Source organism: Paracoccus hibiscisoli, assembly GCF_005048265.1.
Classification (GTDB): domain Bacteria; phylum Pseudomonadota; class Alphaproteobacteria; order Rhodobacterales; family Rhodobacteraceae; genus Paracoccus; species Paracoccus hibiscisoli.
Genome location: NZ_SUNH01000008.1, coordinates 96,763 through 115,793, shown reverse-complemented (window position 1 = coordinate 115,793; position 19,031 = coordinate 96,763). Strand labels below are relative to the sequence as shown.

Here is a 19,031-nt window from a genome sequence, read left to right as displayed (position 1 = left end):
AGGGAACACCAAAATGTTCACCTGTGTCAATTTATTCGTCGTTGCCGCTGCACGATGGCGCGGCTTGCTAGGAAAAGGGGCTCCCGGTAACATCGCCGCATGGATGACAAAGCGATATCGACCACGGGCTGGCGGGGTTCCCGTGAGGGGTGGTTGCAGGCAGGCTATGACGCGCTGATCGAAACCGGCATCGATGGCGTCAAGGTCATGACGCTGGCCCGCAGGCTTGGCCTGTCGCGCACGAGCTTCTATTGGTTCTTTCACGACCGCGAGGCGCTGCTGAACGCGTTGCTGGACATGTGGGACAGCCACACGACCGGTCCCCTGATCGCCGCCACCCGCGAACCCGCACAGACGCAGGCCGAGGCGATGCTGACCGTCATCGGTTGCTTTCTGTCCGACGCCTTTGATTCCCGGCTGGAGTTCGCGGTGCGAAGCTGGGCCCTGCGGGACCCGGCCATTGCCCAACGCGTCACCGTCGCGGACGCCCTGCGCCTAGAGGCGCTGTCGGCCATGCTGATGACCTGGGGGCACGATGCGATGGCGGCCGATGTCCGCGCACGCACGATCTATCTGGTCCAGATCGGCTATATCTCAATGCAATCGTCAGAGGATCTGGCGACCCGACTGACGCGCATCCCGTCCTATGTGCAGATCTATACCGGAACGCTGCCGGATCCGCACGAAATCGCACGTTTCAATGCAAGGTTCCAGAACGGCTAGCCCGACAGGCGAACCGTCGTTGAACAGATGTTATCCTGACAAGGCCGTGTTCCCATCCCATTTGGGGCACCATCGACCTCACGCTTATGCCGCATTACAATTGCTGGAGAGCCTAGGTTCAGGGCTCGTTCTTGATCACAGCCAGAACAGGACGGTTGCGGCCAATGCGATTGCGGAGAGGTAGGTTTCCGGGCACCTGTCGTAACGCGTGGCGACACGTCTGCAGTCCTTCAGACGACCGAACATGATCTCGATACGATTGCGCCTTTTATAGCGCCGCTTGTCGTATTTCACGGTCTTTTTGCGGGATTTCCGGCCGGGGATGCAGGCGCTTATCCCTTTGTCTTCCAATGCTTCTCGCAGCCAGTCGGCGTCATATCCCCTGTCAGCCAGAAACCAGTCCGCCTTCGGCAGGCTGCCCAAAAGCGCTGCCGCACCGGTGTAATCGCTGACCTGCCCTGCCGATATGAAGAAACGGATGGGACGGCCTTTCGCATCGGTGACGGCATGCAGCTTCGTGTTCATACCGCCTTTTGTTCGGCCGATCTGGCGACCCCGCCCCCCTTTTTCGCGCGCAGGCTACAAGCCGTGCGATGCGCCTTCAGATACGTGGCATCGATCATGATCGTCTTGGGATCGGCGCATTCGGCGGCCAGACCGACCATGATCCGCGCGAAGACCCCATTATCGCTCCAACGCTTCCAGCGATTGTAGAGCGTCTTGGCCGGTCCGTATTCTCCGTTCGGGCATTCTCTCGAACCGGTGGCGTTCATGCCCTCACCATCGCACCACCGCAAGCCATTGCGATTGATGAAGATAATGCCACTGAGAACGCGCAAATCATCAACACGCGGGCGGCCATGGCTCTTGGGAAAGAAAGGACGAAGGCGGGCCATCTGCGCCTCAATCAGCCAGAAAAGGTTGCTCATCGATCAGGTCTCCTTGCGGAGCCTGAATCATGTAGAGACCGTAAGATCAATGGGTCTGGAGCCTAGCACCCTGGCTGGGCGCCAGGGAGCATGTCATCCTGGCCGGTGATCTGAACGCGCTGGCGGGCAGCCGAACCTCGCGGATTCCGACCGATGCCGGGTTGGTTCTGATCCGGGCCCGCGGGTCCAGCCTTCACTTCAACTGCGGTCTGAACCTGTTCGGGGCAATCGACCACATCCTGCATGACTGCGCCACCAGGTTGGCGCATCGGCCGGTCGCGGTGCGGTCGCGGCGGGGGGCAATGGCCTTCGGACCACTATCCGGTGCTGGCGCAGGTCGTGCCGGGGGCGGGCCGCTGCGCTCAGCCCTGAAGGCTGGCCATGAAGCGCCGGTCGATTCGGTCCTTCCATCGCCACAGCCATGCCCCGTGCAGGGTCAGCCCCCGCCATTCGGCCAGCGCCGTCCTGCCCCCAAGCGAGATGATCTTGAGATAGTCATCCTGCGGATGATACCGGCGCAGGGGCCTGCCCGATACCGCCGCGACCACGTTCGCGGCGATGACCGGCGCCTGCCGCACCGCGAACACCCCGGCCTTGGGGCGGGGCGCATGCATCATCGCGGCGCAGTCCCCGGCGGCGAACAGCGTCGGGTGCCCCTCGACCTGCAGCGTCGGGGTGACGCGCACGAAACCGGCAGGGTCCACGGGCAGGGTCCGGGCCATCCAGCCATGCGCCCGCGCGCCCGCGATACCGATGGTCAGGGACGATGCGATCCGCGTCCCGTCGCCCATGACCACCGCGTCAAGCTGGACCCGGGCGATCCGGGCATCCGTCACGACGCGGATATCGGCACGCCCCAGGGCCGACATCAGATGCCTGCGCGATCGCGGCTGCAGGGCCGCAGCCACGACCGGCCCCGCCTCGATCACGGTGACCTCGCGCGCGCCGCGATGGCGCAGGGCAAGGGCGATTTCGGCCCCCGCCACGCCGCCGCCGATGATGGCGGCGCGCGCCGTGGCATGGGTTGCCCCAAGCCGCGCGGTGAAGCCGTCCAGCGGCTTGATGGGGAGGCCGTGTTCGGCGAAACCCGGTATCTCGGGCATGGCGCTGTGACTGCCCACATCCAGAACCGCGACGTCAAAGGTCAGGGTCGTGCCGTCCTGCAGGGACACCTGCCGGGCCAGCGGGTCGATCGCGGCGATGCGCCCCTGAACGAAGGCCACGTGGTGCCGGTCCGCAAAGCGGGGCAGGTCGATCCGCATGTCGTCCAGCGCGTAATGGCCCGCGACATGGCCGGGGAACATGCCCGAATAGCTGGCCTGCGCCGCCGCGTCGATCACGGTGATCCGGGCCTGCAGCGCCCCCTTGCGCAGGGCGCGAACCGCCAGCAGGTTCGCATGCCCCGCGCCAAGAAGCAGGACCCGGGGGCGGTCGGCAGCGGTCATCTGTCACTCCCTGCAGGGGACGGGCGATGGGCGCACGCATGCGCGTTCGCCGTCAAGGCCGGATCGGGTGGCGGTCGATGCGGGACTGCCGCAGGATGGTCGCGAACCGTCAACCAAGGGATCATGCCAATGCGCCGTCTTGTTGCAACCGTCGTTCTGGGCCTTGCCGCCACCTCTGCCGCACATGCCGAGGATTGGGTCATCAAGTCCAGCCCCCATGATGTCGCCGTCACGGCCGACCGCCTGGAGGCGATCATCGGGGACAGCCCCGCCACCCTGGTCGCCCGCATCGACCATCAGGCCGCCGCCGCCGATGCGGGCCTGCAGATGGACCCCGCCACCGTGCTGATCTTTGGCAATCCGCAGATCGGCACGCCGCTGATGCAGACCGACCCACGCGTAGCCCTGGATCTGCCGTTGCGCGTGCTGGTCTGGCAGCAGGATGGCCAGACCAATGTCGGCTATCTGTCGGTGCAGGCGCTGGCGGATCGCCATGATCTGGACGACAGCCAGCAGCCGCTTGACAGCATGGCGCAGGCGCTGGACCGCATGACCGACGGCGCTGTCGCGGCGGAATAATCGGCACGATGACCCGTGGCCGGTGGGGCGCGGGTCATCGGACTGTCATGGAAAAGTCACTGGACCGTATCCGGCATTCCGGTATTCTGGAATCATGGAAACGAACGATGCATCCCGCGCCTTTGCCACCCTCGGTCACCCCGGCCGCCTGGCCGTCTTTCGGCTGCTGATGCGGTTCGCCCCGCACGGAGTGCGTCCGACGGACATCGCGCAGGCCCTGTCGCTGAAGCCGAACACCCTGTCGCATCATCTGTCGGACCTGACCGGCTGCGGGCTGGCGCAGGTGCGTCGCGAGGGGCGGTTCCTGCTCTATTCGGTCGATCTGGACCGGACCGAGGCGCTGCTGGGATATCTGGCGCTGGATCTGGGGCGGGCACGTCCCGACCTGCTGGCACCCCTCATCAAGGAAAGACCAATGTCGGACACGTATCACGTGCTGTTCATCTGTTCGGGCAATTCCGCCCGCTCGATCTTTGCCGAGGCGCTGTTGCGCGATCTGGGCGGCGCGCGCTTTGCCGCCCATTCGGCGGGCACCCGCCCCGGCACCCAGCTGAACCCCTTTGCGCTGGAGGTGCTGGAGCGCAACGGCCATGACGTGGCGCCCCTGCGATCCAAGCACCTGTCCGAGTTCCAGTCGGATGACGCGCCGGGCATGGATTTCGTCTTTACCGTCTGCGACACGGCGGCATCCGAAGAATGCCCGCCCTGGCCCGGACAGCCCATCACCGGGCATTGGGGCCTGCCCGACCCGGTCAAGGCGCAGGGGACGGATGCCGAAAAGGCGCTGGTCTTTGCCCAGACCTATGGCGCACTGCGCCGCCGGATCGAGGCCTTTGTGGCCCTGCCCATGGCCAGCCTGGACCGGATTTCCCTGCAGAACCACGTCGATGCCATCGACGCCGAGGCCAAGGACTGACCCATGACACGGATCGCATTGAACGGCCTTGGCCGCATCGGCAAGCTGGCGCTGCGGCGCCTGATCGACCAGGGGATGGGCGACCAGATCGTCCTGTTGAATGACATCGCGGGGGATGCCGACCAGCACGCCCTGCTGATGGAATTCGACAGCGTCCATGGCCGCTGGCCCGTCCCCGTCTCGGCGGATGGCAATGCGCTGGTGCTGGACAGCCACCGCATTCCCTTGACGCATCACCGCACCATCGAGGCCCTGCCGCTGGAGGGGGTCGATCTGGTCATCGATGCGACCGGCGTCTTCAAGACGGGGGCGCAGCTTGAACCCTATTTCGCCGCTGGCGTGAAACGCGTGGTGGTCAGCGCCCCGGTCAAGGATGGCGGCGCGCTGAACCTGGTCTATGGCATCAACCACGATCTGTATGACGGCAGCCAGCGCATCGTGACGGCGGCCAGCTGCACGACGAACTGCCTGGCCCCGGTGGTCAAGGTCATCCACGAGGGTCTGGGCATCCGCCACGGGTCGATCACCACGATCCATGACGTGACGAACACCCAGACCATCGTGGACCGCCCGGCCAAGGACATGCGCCGCGCGCGGTCTGCTCTGATGAACCTGATCCCGACGACCACGGGCAGCGCCACCGCGATCACCCTGATCTATCCCGAGCTGGCGGGTCGGCTGAACGGCCATGCGATCCGGGTGCCGCTGCTGAACGCATCGCTGACCGATTGCGTCTTCGAGGTCGCGCGCGAGACCACGGTCGAGGAGGTGAACGCCCTGCTGCGGGCCGCAGCCGAAGGCCCGCTGGAGGGCATCCTGGGCTACGAGACGCGGCCCCTGGTCTCGACCGATTACGTCAACGATCCGCGCAGCGGGATCATTGATGCCGGTTCGACGATGGTGGTCAACGGCACGCAAGTGAAAATTTACGCGTGGTACGACAACGAATGGGGCTATGCCTGCCGGCTGGTGGACATCGCCCGGATGGTCGCGGGGCGCCCATGACCTCGGGTGCCGTGAACGGGCTGCGCGCCTATATGGCGGTGACGGCGGCCTATTGGGCCTTCATGCTGTCGGATGGCGCGCTGCGCATGCTGGTCCTGTTGCATTTCAACGGGCTGGGCTATTCGCCGGTGCAGCTGGCCTATCTGTTCCTGCTGTACGAGGTCGCGGGGATCATCACCAACCTGGCGGCGGGCTGGCTGGCCGCGCGGTTCGGGCTGGCGGCGACGCTTTATGCCGGGCTGGGCATCCAGATCGCGGCGCTGGCAGCGCTGGCCCAGCTGGACCCCGGCTGGACGGTGGGGGCCTCCGTCGTCTTTGTCATGGCGGTGCAGGGAGCGTCGGGCGTAGCCAAGGACCTGGCCAAGATGTCGTCGAAATCGGCGGTCAAGGTGCTGGCGCCCGCGGATGGCGGTCTGTTCCGGTGGGTCGCGGCGCTGACCGGGTCCAAGAACGCGGTCAAGGGCCTGGGCTTTTTCCTGGGCGCGGCGCTGTTGGCGGTGGCGGGGTTCCAGGCCGCGATCTGGGCGATGGCGGCGGTGCTGGCGGTGATCCTGCTGGCGGTCGCGCTGTTCCTGCCGCCGGGCCTGCCGGGGCGGATGAAGGGCGCGGATAGCTGGTCGGGCTGGCGGTCGTCGGACCCGCGGGTGAACCGGCTGTCGCTGGCGCGGATGTTCCTGTTCGGTGCGCGGGACGTGTGGTTCGTGGTGGGCATCCCGATCTATTTCCAGGCGGTCCTGTCGGACGGCACCGCCGATGGCCGGCGCGAGGCGTTCTTTCTGGTCGGCGGCTTCATGGCGGCCTGGATCATCCTCTATGGCGCGGTCCAGGCGGCGGCCCCCCGGCTGCTGGGCGGCGCCGACAGGCAGGACACGGCGGTGACGCGCGACGCGATCCGGTGGGCGGGATTTCTGGTGCCCATCCCCTTTGCGCTGGCGCTGGCGGTGCTGGTCGCTGGCGATCCGGCGCCGTGGCTGACAGCGCTGCTGGTGCTGGGCCTGCTGGGGTTCGGCTACGTTTTTGCAATCAATTCTGCGGTCCATTCCTACCTGATCCTGGCATTCGGCCAGACCGAGCGGATCACCCGGGATGTCGGTTTCTACTATATGGCCAATGCGGCGGGGCGGTTGATGGGCACGCTGCTGTCGGGGATCAGCTATCAGCTGGGCGGGTTGCCCCTGTGCCTGGCCACCGCCGGGATGATGGCGACGGCCAGCTGGATTGCGGTCAGACGCCTGGCCTGAGGGGAACCGCGCCCTGGATCGGGGGCGCCACGCCGGGATAGGACCCCGACGGATCGGCCGCGCCGTCCCCCGGCGGCATGCCCAAGCGGGCTTATGAATGTTGACAACCTGTTGTCTGTTGGAGGGTGTGACGGAAAGGGACCGACCGGACAGCTAGGGCCCACAGCGCAAAGCAAGGGTCACGCAACTTGTGCCCCCGGACCGCGTTCGGAGGCGCGTGACGTCCGATGCCGCAAAGGGCCGTTCCGCCATTCCTGTCCGCGAGGTGACCATGATCAATCCATTCCGGTTCCGGCCCCAGACCCCGGACACCGCCGCCGACCCGGAGGCCCGGGCGCTGGATGGCGGCACGGGTGACTGGGCGGATAATGGGCTGTCCAATGCCATGGCCTGGGCCAGCCGGGTCTTTCTGCCGTCCTGGTGCGACACCCCGCGGCACTGGACGTCGCGCGTCACTGCCTATTTCGAAACGTCCTGCCCCTGCTGCCTCTTTTTCCGGGGCATATCGGTCGGCCTGTTCATCGGGTTGGGGATCGGACTGACTGTCGCTGTCCTGGTCTGACGCGGCGCCAAGGGCCACCGAACACTCACGGGAACCATCACCGCAAAAGGTCGAGCCCGTCCTTTGGCAGCGGGGGAGTCCGCCGTGATCGGACCGGCTGCGCGGGTTCGAATGGCGATGGGCCGATCCTGGGCGGGCGTATTGCCCAGCAGGCAGGCTGCGCATGCTGGTCCTTTCGACATGTTGAAACAGAATGATTGACATGTTGAAAACTGCTGCCATCATCAGCTTATGTATGACAAGCAGTCCCCCTTTTCCGTGAACAGGCTGCCCGGGCCGCGTGACAGCCTGTCCGACAGCGCCCATGCGACCCTGCGCGCGGCCATCATCGACTGTCAGATCGCGCCGGGTCAGGCTGTGTCCGAGGCCGAGTTGAGCGCCCGGTTCGCCTTTGGTCTGGCCGCCGTGCGTGCGGCGGTGATGCGGCTGACGGCGTCGGGATGGATCGCGCCGGATGGTCGGCGCGGTTCTGTCATCCTGCCGGTATCGGCGGCGCATCTGGCGGATCTGAGCGTGTCGCGGCAATGCCTGGAGCCGGCGCTGATCCATCATGCGCCGCCCTCGGATCTGGGCGCGGAACTGCGCCTGCGCGCCGCCGTCCATCACGCCGCAACCCTGCAGGGCCCGGGCCGCCAGGCGCCGCTGCACCAGGAGCGGGACCTGATGGGGCTGATCGCTTTGGCGGTCGCGGCGCCCCGCATCAGGGCGTGGCTGATCGACACATGGGAGCTGTGCCTGCGCGCCGACCGTCATCTGGAACAGTCTTTCGGCATGTCCCGCGATGCCCTGCCGCTGCCCGCGCTGGCGGTGGCGGTGGCGGATGGCGATGCGCCCGAAGCGACGGCGTTGCTGGAGCGGATGCGCCACGACTTTGACCTGCGGGCATCGCGGGCGCTGGCCCGCAGCGCCGTCCCCCTGTCGCCCGCCCCCGCGCCTGCGCCGCGCCGTGGCGCGGCACCTTCGACCGACCATCGGTCCGGGACAACCCCCGGGCCCCGTTCCACCAAAGGAGATCCGGCATGAGACTTGTTCCCAAGACGCTGTTCGTCGCCATGTTGGCCGCAACCACGGCCCTGACGGCCCCCTCGGTCGCGCTGGCCGATGCCGAACGGCTGGTGGTCGATCTGGTCAACGAACCGACCACGCTGGACCCGCATCTGCAGTGGAACCCCGACAGCTATTACGTCTATCGCAACATCTTCGACAATCTGCTGACCCGCGACGACGAGGGCCAGATCGTGCCCCAGATCGCCACCGAATGGGAGCAGGTGTCGGACACCGAGACCGTGTTCACCATCCGCGATGACGTGCTGTTCCATGACGGCAGCCCGCTGACCGCCGAGGATGTGGTGTTCTCGGTCCAGCGCATCACCGACCCGGAATTCGGCTCTCCTCAGCTGTCGCAATTCGAGAGCATCATCGACGCCGAGGTGCTGGAGGACGGGCGCGTCAAGCTGACCACCGCGACCGGTTATCCGGCCCTGTTCGCGCAGCTGGTCAAGCTGTCCATCGTGCCCAAGGCCGTGGTCGAGGATCTGGGGCGCGAGGCGTTCAACCTGGCGCCCGTCGGCTCGGGGCCCTATCGGTTCGACAGCTGGCAGCGCGGGGTCGAGGTCGCCCTGGTGCGCAACGACGATTATTGGGGCGATTCGGGGGCCTTTCCGGCGGCGGTGTTCCGCGCCGTGCCCGACGCCTCGACCCGGGTGGCGAACCTGACCTCGGGGGCGTCGGATCTGGTCGTGGGCATGGACCCCGATCTGGCCCTGCAGCTGGAGGCCGCCGATGGCGTCAGCCCCCTGTCGGCGCTGACCGAACGGGTCGCCTATCTGTCGGTGAACCGCGCCAAGCCGGGGCTGGAGGATGTGCGCCTGCGCCGCGCCATTGCCCATGCCATCGATCGCGAATTGCTGATCGAGGGGCTGCTGGGCGGCTTCGACAACCCTGTCGGCCAGATGCTGACCCCGGCCCATGTGGGCTGGGTCGAGGGGTTGGAGGGCGTGCCCTATGACCCCGACGCCGCCCGCGCCCTGATCGCCGAGATCGGCGAACCGGCGACGCGGCCCCTGGGGTTTGCCACCTCGCCGGTGTTCGACCAGCGCATCGTGCAGGCCATTCAGCAGATGCTGGGCGATGTCGGCCTGACGCTCGAGATCGAGATGACCGATATGGCCACCTATCTGCAGAAATCCCAAAGCGCGCCCGAGGATGCCCCCGACATGGGCTTTGGCCGCTGGTCCTGCGCCTGTCAGGACGCGGATGGGGTCCTGTATCCGCTGCTGCATTCCAGCTCGTCCTGGTCGCGGGTCCGCGATGACGATCTGGACGCGCTGCTGGAAAGCGCGCGCTCCGAGATGGACCCCGACGCCCGGCAGGCGCTGTACGCTCAGGTCCATGAATGGGTCGCCACCGAGGTGCCGCAAGTGCCGCTGTATCAGGCCGCGATCCTCTATGGCGCGTCGGACAATCTGGACTGGACCCCGACCTCGAACGAGAGCCTGTTCCTGAACCGGATGGGCTGGTCGGAATGATCGCGGCCCGCGCCCCCCGACAGGTCGCGCGATGAGCCGGTTTCTGGCCCGGCGCCTGATGCAGGCCGTGATCTCGGTCCTTGGGGTCACGGCGCTGATCTTTTTCCTGCAGCGGCTGGCGGGCGACCCGGTCCTGCTGCTGGTATCCGAGGGCGCCAGCCAGCAGGCCATCGACGCGCTGCGCGCCAATCTGGGCTTTGATCGGCCCGTGCTGGTCCAGTTCACCGACTATATGTCGGATCTGGCGCGGTTCGATTTCGGCCGGTCGGTCGTCCAGCAGGTGCCGGTCGTGGACATCATCGGATCGCGGCTGCCCTACACGATCTGGCTGGCGGGGGTCGCGCTGCTGCTTGCGCTTGGGGTGGGCGCGCCGCTTGGGGTGTTCATGGCGATGCGTCGCGACCATCCGCTCAGCCGCCTTGGCATGGGGTTCGTGCTGGCGGGCCAGAGCCTGCCGACCTTCTGGAGCGGGGTGCTGCTGATCCTGCTGTTCGCGGTGACCCTGGGCTGGCTGCCCGCCTCGGGCGCGCGGGAAACGCAAAGCGTCATCCTGCCCGCGATCTGCCTGTCGCTGCTCAGCATGGCGACATTCGCGCGCGTGACCCGCACCGCCGTCCTGGATGAGCTGTCCAAGCCCTATATCCGCGCCGCCCGGGCCAAGGGCCTGTCGATGGGCCAGGTCGTGCGCCGCCACGCGCTGCGCAACAGCGCGATTCCGGTCATCTCGATCGCGGCGCTGGAGATCGCCAACCTTCTGTCGGGCGCGGTCATCGTGGAGACGGTCTTTGCCTGGCCCGGCCTGGGTCAGCTGACCATCCAGTCCATCGCCGCGCGCGACTTTCCCATCGTGCAGGCCATCGTGCTGCTGGGGGCCTTCGTGTCGATCTTTCTCAACCTGGCGGCCGATCTGCTGTACAGCGCCGTCGATCCCCGCATCCGGCTGGAGGGCGGCAAGTGACCGCCCCGTCGCGCCTTGGCCGCTGGCTGCCGGCCCGGCTGTGGGTGTTCGCGGCCATTCTGGCGGTGCTGGCGCTGGCCGCCCTGCTGGCGCCCTGGGTCGCCCCGCAAAGCCCCGAGACGCAGAACCTGCTGGGCCGCCTTCGCCCGCCGGGGACCGAGGTGCGGGGCATCACCTATCTGCTGGGCTCGGACGAGCTGGGGCGCGATCTGCTGTCGCGGCTGATCTATGGGGCGCAGGTCTCGCTGACGGTGGCGGCGCTGTCGGTGCTGGTCAGCGGCACCATCGGCACCGCGCTTGGCATGATCGCGGCCTGGTCGGGGGGCTGGACCTCGACCATCATCATGCGGCTGGTCGACATCGTCCTGTCGGTGCCGGCCATCCTGCTGGCGATCATCACCGTCGCCATCCTGGGACCGGGCTTCGTCAACGTGATCGCGGTGCTGGCCTTTACCCGCTGGCCCCGCTACGCACGCGTCGCCTATGGCCAGACGCTTGGACTGATGAACCTGCCCTATGTGCGGCTGTCGCGGTTCATGGGGGCATCGACGCCGCGCGTGCTGCTGCGCCACATCCTGCCCAACATCATCGGCCCCATCATGGTCGTCGTCACCCTGGAGTTCGGCCTGATGGTCCTGTTCGAGGCGGGCCTGTCCTTCCTAGGCCTTGGCGTGCAGCCCCCCACGCCCAGTTGGGGTGCGATCCTGTCGGCGGGGCGCAACTATGTCACCACGGCCTGGTGGATCGCCGTCTTTCCGGGCCTGTTCCTGTTTCTTCTGATCCTGTCGGTCAACGTCCTGGGCGATCACGTCCGCGACGTCGTCGAAGGCCGACGCTGAGCCCCCTGTCGAAAGGACTGCCCCATGACCCGACCCCTGCCTCTGCCCGGCGCCGATTTCACCGGCAAACGCGTGATCGTGACCGGGGCCGCGGGCATCTTCGGGCGCTGGATCGCCGAGGCCTTCGATGCGGCCGGGGCGACCCTGCTGCTGTCGGACCGCGATCAGGCCCCCATGGCCGATGTCGCGGCCAGCCTGTCGCGCCCCGCGCTGACCCATGTGACCGAGTTGACCGACGCGGCCTCCATCGACGATCTGGTGGCGATGGTGGGGCGCGAATGGGGCGCCGCCGACATCCTGGTCAACAATGCGGCGGTCTATCCAAGCGGCTTCCTGCTGGATGTGGATGCCGATGAATGGGACCGCATCTTCGACATCAATCTGCGCGCGCCGTTCCTGCTGACCCGCGGCATCGCCACGCAGATGGTGCGCCGCGAGGTGCGCGGCAACATCGTCATGATCTCGTCGGGTGCGTCGCGCAAGATGCGGACCACGGCGGCCCCTTATTCCATCTCGAAATCCGCACTGGACCGGCTGACCAAGGGCTTCGCGGTCGAGTTGGCCGAATACGGCATCCGCTGCAACGCGGTCGAGCCCGGCTTTGCCGCAGGCAGCACCGCCAGCCCGCTGACCGAGGCGCATGTGACTGCGGTGACCGGCGCGATCCCCCTGGGGCGCGCCTCCCGCTATGAGGATGCGCCGGCGGCGGTGATGTTTCTGGCGTCCGATGCGGCCAGCTATATCACCGGGGCGACGCTGTCGGTCGATGGCGGCGGATCGGCGGGCCAGATCCTGGTCCATCAGGACAAGAAGAAGGCCTTGTGATGGACCGCCCCCTCTACATCTGGCCCCAGGGCAAGCGGTCGGCGGCGTGCTTCAGCGTCGATGTCGATGCCGAGGCCCCCTATCTGTGGGCCAACCGCACGGGCCTGCCGCAGGCTCTGGGTCAGCTGGAACAGCGCCGTTTCGGCCCGCGCGAGGGGATCTGGCGCATTCTGGACTTGCTGGACCGGATCGGCATCAAGGGCAGCTTCTATATCCCCTCGGTCGTGGCCGAGCTGCATCCCGAACTGCTGCCCGCGCTGTGCGACCGGGGCCACGAGATCGGCCTGCACGGTCATCTGCACGAGCTGGTATCCGAGACGACCGATGACCGGTTCGAGGCTGCGCTGGACCGGTCCCTGCGGGTGTTTCACGCGCAGACCGGCATCGTTCCGACCGGCTTCCGCTCTCCCGCGTGGGAGATGACGCCCGCCATGCTGGCCGCGCTGAGGGACCGGGGGCTGCGCTATGACAGCTCGCTCATGGGCTATGACCATCCGTATCAGATCGGCGGGCTGGTGCAGGTGCCGGTGCAATGGCAGATCGACGACGCGATCTATTTCAAGTTTCAGGGCGGCGGCGCCGACCGCTGGCCCCCCGAGACCGCCCGCGCGGTCGAGGCCGGTTGGCGCGACGAATTCCAGGCCGGGCGCGGTTTCGGCCAGCTGTTCATGATCACCGTGCATCCCTGGATCTCGGGCCGTGCGCAGCGGGTCGCGATGCTGGAACGGCTGCTGGCCGATATCGCGGCCCAGGACGACGTGTGGTTCGCCACCGCGGGTCAGATCGCGGACTGGCATCTGTCGGCCAACGAGGGCCGTTTCATGGCCGAGCCGGGGCTGGGCCACCTGGCCGCCGCGCTGGAGGCGGGCGCATGACCTCGACCTGGGAACCGGGAAAGGCGATGGTCGAGGGTCGCCATGGCATGGTCGCGGCCCAGCATCAGGTTGCGGCGCAGGCGGGCGCGGATGTGCTGGCGCAGGGCGGCAATGCGATGGACGCGGCGGTCACGACCGCGCTGGTCCTGTCGGTGGTGGAACCCTGGCTGAGCGGGATTGGCGGCGGCGGCTTCCTGCTGTGGCGCGACGGGCGCGACGGATCGGCGCGCAGTCTGGATTTCTCGATGATGTCGCCGCGCGGCCTGCGCCCCGAGGATTACCCGCTGGTGCCGGGCCGGGACGACGACTGGTTCAACTGGCCGCAGGTGCAGGGGCAGCGCAACCTGATCGGGGTGCATTCGGTCTGCGTGCCCGGCGCGGTGGCGGGCCTGTCCGAGGCGCTGGCCTCCCATGGCACGATCACCTGGGCCGAGGCCCTGGCCCCCGCGATCGCCGAGGCCGACAAAGGGCTGGAGGTCGACTGGTTCACCGCCCTGTGCCTGTCCATCGATGCGGGCAACCTGCTGACCGACGCGGCATCGACCCGGATCTTTCTGCCGGACGGGCGCGCGCCGTCGCTGGCCGAGGGCGGCGGTCTGCACCGTCTGCCCCTGACCGAAAAGGCCGCCACCCTGCGCCGCCTGGCCATGGCCGGGGCGCGCGATTTCTATGACGGCCAGATCGCCCGCGACCTGATCGCCGACATGCGCGATCTGGGCGGCTGCATGGATGCGGAGGACCTGGCCCGTTATCGGCCGCGATGGGGCACGCCCCTGCGGCACGATTGGGCGGGCGGCACGGTTCTGGCCATGCCCGGCCTGTCGGGCGGGCCCGCGCTGCTGGACGTGCTGGCGCAGCTGGACGACCGGCCGGCCGCAGGGCCCGAGGCGCGCGACTATGCCGCCTTTGCCGATGCGATCCGCGGCGCCTATGCCCGCCGCCTGACCGAACGCGGCCATGCCGAGACCGGGGTCGATCCGGGCTGCACCACGCATCTGTCGGTGATCGACGCGCAGGGTCACGCGGTCTCGCTGACCAACACGCTGCTGTCGCGTTTCGGGTCCAAGGTGACTTCGGCCCGCACAGGGGTGCTGCTGAACAACGGCATGATGTGGTTCGATCCGCGCCCCGGCACGCCCAACGCGCTGGCGCCGGGGGTCCAACCGCTGGCCAACATGTGCCCCGTCCTGGCAGAGATGCCGGGCGGCGGCGTGCTGGCGATGGGGGCCGCCGGGGGGCGCCAGATCATGCCCGCCATCGCCCAGCTGCTGGCCTTTCGGTTGCGCCACGGGATGGATCTGGGGCAGGCGCTGTCCCATCCCCGGCTGAACGCCTCTGATCCGCGCATCCGCATCGACCGCCGCGCGCCGGAACAATCCGCCGGGCTGATCGCGCGCCATCATGATGTCGAGGTGGTCGACGACATCCTCTATCCCGTGCAGTTCGCGATCCCAAGTGCTGTGGAACGCCGCCCGGACGGGCTACTGCAGGGCATGGTCCATCCCAACCACCCCTGGTCCGCAGCCGTGGCCGCCCATCCCAAGGGGGCATCATGAACCCGGTCCTGTCCTGCACCGACCTGCGCATCGAGATCGACGGCCGGCCCGTGGTGGACGGAACGTCCCTGTCGATCGCGGCGGGCGAGACGCTGGCCCTGGTCGGGGAATCGGGCTGCGGCAAAAGCATGACCGCGCTTGGGCTGATCCGGCTGCTGCCCGATGCCGCGCGCCTGACCGGCGGCCGGATCGACCTGCAGGGCGACAGGCTGGACCAGCTGTCAGAGCGTCAGATGAACCGGCTGCGCGGCAACCGCCTGGCGATGATCTTTCAGGAGCCCGTCGCCTCGCTGGACCCGCTGATGCCGGTCGGACGCCAGATCGCCGAGGCGCTTGGCCGCGACACCGACATGACCCGCGCCGCGGTCGACGCCAAGGTCCAGGAATTCCTGATCCGCGTCGGCATCGACCGCCCCGAGGTGCGCGCGCGCCAGTATCCGTTCCAGCTGTCGGGCGGCATGTGCCAGCGGGTGATGATCGCCATGGCGATGATCCGCCAGCCGATCCTGCTGATCGCGGACGAGCCGACGACCGCGCTGGACGTCACGATCCAGAAGCAGATCCTGCAGCTGATGGCCGCTCTGCGCCGGGAGACCGGCAGCGCGGTCCTGCTGATCACCCATGACATGGGCGTGGTGTCGGAAAGCGCGGATCGGGTCGCCGTGATGTATGCCGGGCGCATCGTCGAGACGGGCAGCGTGGCGCAGGTCTTTGCCGGGCCGCGCCACCCCTATACCGCCATGCTGCTGCGCACGATCCCGCGCCTGGACGGTCCGCGCAAGGTGGCCCTGCCCGCGATTGCGGGCGCGGTGCCCGACATCCGCGACTGGCCGCAGGGCTGCCGCTTTCATCCCCGCTGTCCGCTGGCCACCGACCGCTGCCGCAGCGAGGCGCCGCCGCTGACGGACGTCACGCCGGACCACCGCACGGCCTGCTGGCATCACGACCGCATCGCATCGGATCTGCCATGACCCAACCCATCGTCTCGGTCCAGGACCTCAAGGTGCATTTCCCCATCCGCAGCGGGATCCTGGAGCGGGTCACCGACCATGTCCGCGCGGTGGACGGGGTCAGCTTTGATCTGATGCCCGGCAAGACCGTGGCCATCGTGGGCGAATCCGGCAGCGGCAAGTCGACCACCGGCTATGCGGTGATGGGGATGCAGGACCCGACCGAGGGACGCGTCCTGATCGACGGCAAGGACCGCGCCGCCATGTCAGGACCCGAGCGGATGGAGACGATGCGCCGCCTGCAGATCGTCTTTCAGGACCCCGCCTCGGCCCTGAACCCGCGCATGTCGGCCGGTGACAGCATCGCCGAGCCGCTGCAGATCCACCGCATCGGCACCGCCCGCGACCGCCGCGCCAAGGTGGCCGCGCTGCTGGATCTGGTGGGCCTGCCGCAATCCTCGGCCGGCAGGCTGCCGCGCGAATTCTCGGGCGGGCAAAAGCAGCGCATCGTCATCGCCCGCGCGCTGGCGCTGGACCCGCAGGCGGTCATCTGCGACGAGGCCGTGTCGGCACTGGACGTCTCGATCCAGTCCCAGATCCTGAACCTGCTGCTGGAACTGCAGTCGCGGCTTGGGCTTGCCTATATCTTCATCTCGCATGACCTGTCGGTGGTGCGCCACATCGCAGACGACATCCTGGTCATGCAGGCGGGCAAGGTCGTCGAGAAAGGGCGGACCGACGACATCTTTCACGCCCCCCGCCACCGCTATACCCGCCAGCTTCTGGCAGCTGTTCCCCGGTTGTAGGACGCCATAAGCGGCCCGGCCCAGAGAGGTCGCGCCACTATGGCGGCTCATCGCAGGCCGAGATGAGTGCAGCCCGAACCGCACCGATCATGATGTGTGCAGTCCCTGCGCTGACACGCACGGTCATCATGTCAGGCAGGCGCAGCGACCGTCAGTGGTCCGTCCCGGCGGCCCAATCCGCGATCTGCCGCAGGAAGTCGTCACAGGCGGCCAGCTGCGACGGATCGATGTATTCGTCGGGTTTGTGGGCCTGCGCGATCGCGCCCGGTCCGCAGACGATCGTGGGAACGCCCAAGGCCTCGGCGAACCGCCCGCCCTCGGTCCCGAAGGCGACCTTGGAATGGGCGTTGCTGCCGACCATGCGCTTGGCCAGCGTGACGATCTCGGCGTCGGGCGCGGTCTCAAGCCCGGGAAATTGCGCATAGAGGTCGATCTCTATTCCCGCCTCGGGCGCGGTCCGCTGCATCATCGGCTCCAGCTCGGTCGCCGCATAATCGCGCAATTCCTGGACCAGGGCATCGGCATCCTCATGCGGCAGGACGCGGAATTCACAGTCCAGCGTGCAAAGATCCGGCACGATGTTCAGCGCGGTCCCGCCGTGGATGGTGCCGGTATGGGCGGTGCTGTGGGTGATGTCATAGTCGGTGTCGCGCCCGCCGGTCGCGGCCAGCCGCGTCGCGATGTCCTGCATGCGCACCACCAGCCGGGCGGCATAATCGACCGCATTGACCCCCTGCGGCGCCAGCGAGGAATGGCACGACCGCCCCCGCACCGTCACCCGCATCGACCGCTTGGCCTTGTGCCCGATCACCACCTGCATCAGCGTGGGCTCACCCACGATGCACATTGCGGGGCGCAGGGCTGCGGCGCGCAGCATCTCCAGCAGGCCGATGACGCCAACGCAGCCGACCTCCTCGTCATAGGAGAACGCCAGATGCACCGAGCGCGCCAGATCGCGCGCCACAAGGTCGGGCACGGCGGCCAGCGCGCAGGCCAGGAACCCCTTCATGTCGCAGGCACCGCGCCCGTACAGGCGCCCGTCGCGTTCGGTCAGCACATAAGGGTCGCTGGCCCAGTCCTGACCCTCGACCGGGACGGTGTCGGTGTGGCCCGACAGGATCACGCCGGGCCGGTCCGCGGGGCCGATGGTGGCCCACAGGTTGGCCTTTTGCCCCGTCGCGTCCATGACCAGCCGGCTGTCCACGCCGTATCCGGCCAGATAGTCGCGGACATGGTCGATCAGGCCAAGGTTCGATCTGCTGCTGGTCGTGTCAAAGGCGATCAGCTGCGCCAGGATCTGCTGGCTGGAAAGGCGGTGCATCGGGTGTCCTTCGTCAAGGGGCGGGGGTGGGATAGGCGGCGCGGTCCAGGCTGTCGGTCACATCCTGCATGAACGCCCGCGTCACCGCCGACGGCGCGCGGCTGGAGGGCAGCAGGAAATGCGTGCTGTAGCGGATCGCGGGCAGAAAGGGGCGCATCGCCACCCGGTCGCCGATCTGATGGACCAGCGGAAAGGGGTTCAACAGCGACACGCCCAGGCCTTCGCGCACGAACTGGATCACCGAGACGTTGGTCGAGGCCTCCAGCACGATGCGCAGGTTCAGGCCCGCGCGGTCGAACAGGCGGTCGATGGCGGCCCGGCTGGAATGGCGGCGCGACAGGGCGATGAACGGCTCGTCCTGCAGATCCTCGGGGCGGATCACCTCGAATGCGGCCAGGTGGTGGTCCTGCGGCAGAACGCAGATTGCCTGCGTTTCCAGCAACAGTTCGGATGTGATGCCTTCATGGGCAGTCGTGCTGTCGGTCATGCCGATATCGAACCGCCCCTCGGCGATGCCGGTCAGCAGACTGTCGCTGGCCAGCACGTCAAAGGTGATCTGGCAGCCCGGATTGGCCCGCTTGAAGGCCGCGATTCGGCTTGGCAGGAACCTGTGCGCGATGGTGGGCGGGGCCACGATGGACAGCGTGCCCGCATGGGCCGCGCGGGGCTGATCGGCCCGGTGGACCAGACGCGCCAGCGTGTCCAGCACAGGGGCCAGCTGCTCGCTCAGCGACAGGGCCTCGACGGTGGGGACAAGCCGGCCGTTGGTCCGCAGGAACAGCTTGAAGCCAAGCCGATCCTCCAACTGGGCCAGCCTGCGGCTGACCGCCGATTGCGAGATATCCAGCCTGCGCGCCGCGTTGATGGCGGTGCCGGCGGCGACCAGCGCCTGCAGAACCTCCAGTTCTCGCAGGGAAATTCCCGACCGGCGGTCGCGGTCCGTGGCGGCGTCATCCAGCTCCATCATCCATCC

The 19,031-nt window shown here is 67.8% G+C and carries 19 protein-coding genes; 15 read left to right on the top strand and 4 right to left on the bottom strand.

All coding sequences use genetic code 11. The annotated features are described in order from the left end of the window. The first annotated feature begins 99 nt into the window (after nucleotides 1–99). A complete protein-coding gene (locus FA740_RS06665) occupies nucleotides 100–723 on the top strand; it encodes a TetR/AcrR family transcriptional regulator (protein ID WP_136856003.1) in 624 nt (207 codons plus the stop codon). A gap of 135 nt (nucleotides 724–858) precedes the next feature. Here FA740_RS06665 and FA740_RS06660 read toward each other — a convergent pair. Continuing rightward, nucleotides 859–1,652, bottom strand: a protein-coding gene (locus FA740_RS06660) for an IS5 family transposase (protein ID WP_136856002.1) whose coding sequence is annotated in 2 segments (ribosomal slippage) — nucleotides 859–1,295 and nucleotides 1,295–1,652 — 795 coding nt in all. Because the reading frame shifts where the segments join, the coding sequence is not laid out codon by codon here. A gap of 362 nt (nucleotides 1,653–2,014) precedes the next feature. Next, nucleotides 2,015–3,097, bottom strand: coding sequence for an FAD-dependent oxidoreductase (locus FA740_RS06655; RefSeq protein ID WP_136856001.1), 1,083 nt, complete (start codon nucleotides 3,095–3,097; stop codon nucleotides 2,015–2,017). Between the two features lie 129 nt (nucleotides 3,098–3,226). Here FA740_RS06655 and FA740_RS06650 point away from each other — a divergent pair, with 129 nt between their 5' ends. The 14 genes from FA740_RS06650 to FA740_RS06585 all read left to right on the top strand — a co-directional run bounded on the left by FA740_RS06650 (nucleotide 3,227) and on the right by FA740_RS06585 (nucleotide 16,737). After that, the gene (locus FA740_RS06650) at nucleotides 3,227–3,676 is read left to right on the top strand and encodes a DUF302 domain-containing protein (RefSeq protein ID WP_169306239.1); all 450 of its coding nucleotides are present in this window, start codon (nucleotides 3,227–3,229) and stop codon (nucleotides 3,674–3,676) included. 94 nt (nucleotides 3,677–3,770) lie between these two features. Next, complete coding sequence (locus FA740_RS06645) at nucleotides 3,771–4,592, top strand: arsenate reductase/protein-tyrosine-phosphatase family protein (RefSeq protein ID WP_136855999.1); 822 nt, start codon at nucleotides 3,771–3,773, stop codon at nucleotides 4,590–4,592. A gap of 3 nt (nucleotides 4,593–4,595) precedes the next feature. Continuing rightward, a complete protein-coding gene (locus tag FA740_RS06640; protein ID WP_136855998.1) occupies nucleotides 4,596–5,597 on the top strand; it encodes an ArsJ-associated glyceraldehyde-3-phosphate dehydrogenase in 1,002 nt (333 codons plus the stop codon). Continuing rightward, entirely contained in the window at nucleotides 5,594–6,838 is a 1,245-nt protein-coding gene (arsJ, locus tag FA740_RS06635) for an organoarsenical effux MFS transporter ArsJ (RefSeq protein ID WP_136855997.1), read from the top strand. Before FA740_RS06640 ends, arsJ begins: the two co-directional genes overlap by 4 nt. A gap of 271 nt (nucleotides 6,839–7,109) precedes the next feature. Further along, entirely contained in the window at nucleotides 7,110–7,400 is a 291-nt protein-coding gene (locus FA740_RS06630; protein ID WP_136855996.1) for a hypothetical protein, read from the top strand. A 258-nt stretch (nucleotides 7,401–7,658) separates the two neighbouring features. After that, entirely contained in the window at nucleotides 7,659–8,423 is a 765-nt protein-coding gene (locus tag FA740_RS06625) for a GntR family transcriptional regulator (RefSeq protein WP_169306238.1), read from the top strand. Beyond that, nucleotides 8,420–9,928, top strand: coding sequence for an ABC transporter substrate-binding protein (locus tag FA740_RS06620; RefSeq protein WP_136855994.1), 1,509 nt, complete (start codon nucleotides 8,420–8,422; stop codon nucleotides 9,926–9,928). The genes FA740_RS06625 and FA740_RS06620 overlap by 4 nt, the downstream gene beginning before the upstream one ends. 31 nt (nucleotides 9,929–9,959) lie before the next feature. Continuing rightward, entirely contained in the window at nucleotides 9,960–10,886 is a 927-nt protein-coding gene (locus FA740_RS06615) for an ABC transporter permease (RefSeq protein WP_136855993.1), read from the top strand. Further along, nucleotides 10,883–11,725: an ABC transporter permease gene (locus FA740_RS06610; RefSeq protein WP_136855992.1), complete on the top strand. Its 843-nt coding sequence runs from the start codon at nucleotides 10,883–10,885 to the stop codon at nucleotides 11,723–11,725. The genes FA740_RS06615 and FA740_RS06610 overlap by 4 nt, the downstream gene beginning before the upstream one ends. 24 nt (nucleotides 11,726–11,749) lie before the next feature. Further along, nucleotides 11,750–12,550 carry an SDR family NAD(P)-dependent oxidoreductase gene (locus FA740_RS06605; RefSeq protein ID WP_136855991.1) on the top strand — a complete coding sequence of 267 codons (801 nt, stop codon included), beginning with the start codon at nucleotides 11,750–11,752 and terminating at the stop codon, nucleotides 12,548–12,550. Next, complete coding sequence (locus FA740_RS06600) at nucleotides 12,550–13,425, top strand: polysaccharide deacetylase family protein (RefSeq protein WP_136855990.1); 876 nt, start codon at nucleotides 12,550–12,552, stop codon at nucleotides 13,423–13,425. The genes FA740_RS06605 and FA740_RS06600 overlap by 1 nt, the downstream gene beginning before the upstream one ends. Further along, nucleotides 13,422–14,981 (top strand): gamma-glutamyltransferase family protein, encoded by a 1,560-nt coding sequence (locus FA740_RS06595; RefSeq protein ID WP_136855989.1) that lies wholly within the window; start codon nucleotides 13,422–13,424, stop codon nucleotides 14,979–14,981. The genes FA740_RS06600 and FA740_RS06595 overlap by 4 nt, the downstream gene beginning before the upstream one ends. Then, nucleotides 14,978–15,952: an ABC transporter ATP-binding protein gene (locus tag FA740_RS06590; RefSeq protein ID WP_211243652.1), complete on the top strand. Its 975-nt coding sequence runs from the start codon at nucleotides 14,978–14,980 to the stop codon at nucleotides 15,950–15,952. Before FA740_RS06595 ends, FA740_RS06590 begins: the two co-directional genes overlap by 4 nt. Further along, the gene (locus FA740_RS06585; RefSeq protein WP_136855987.1) at nucleotides 15,949–16,737 is read left to right on the top strand and encodes an ATP-binding cassette domain-containing protein; all 789 of its coding nucleotides are present in this window, start codon (nucleotides 15,949–15,951) and stop codon (nucleotides 16,735–16,737) included. The genes FA740_RS06590 and FA740_RS06585 overlap by 4 nt, the downstream gene beginning before the upstream one ends. Before the next feature lie 151 nt (nucleotides 16,738–16,888). On the opposite strand, the gene argE is transcribed toward FA740_RS06585, so the two are convergent. Together argE and FA740_RS06575 are read right to left on the bottom strand one after the other, a co-directional pair. Next, a complete protein-coding gene (argE, locus tag FA740_RS06580; protein WP_136855986.1) occupies nucleotides 16,889–18,058 on the bottom strand; it encodes an acetylornithine deacetylase in 1,170 nt (389 codons plus the stop codon). Between the two features lie 13 nt (nucleotides 18,059–18,071). Next, on the bottom strand, nucleotides 18,072–19,022 hold the full coding sequence (locus FA740_RS06575; protein ID WP_169306237.1) for a LysR substrate-binding domain-containing protein: 951 nt from the start codon (nucleotides 19,020–19,022) through the stop codon (nucleotides 18,072–18,074). Nucleotides 19,023–19,031: the final 9 nt, after the last annotated feature.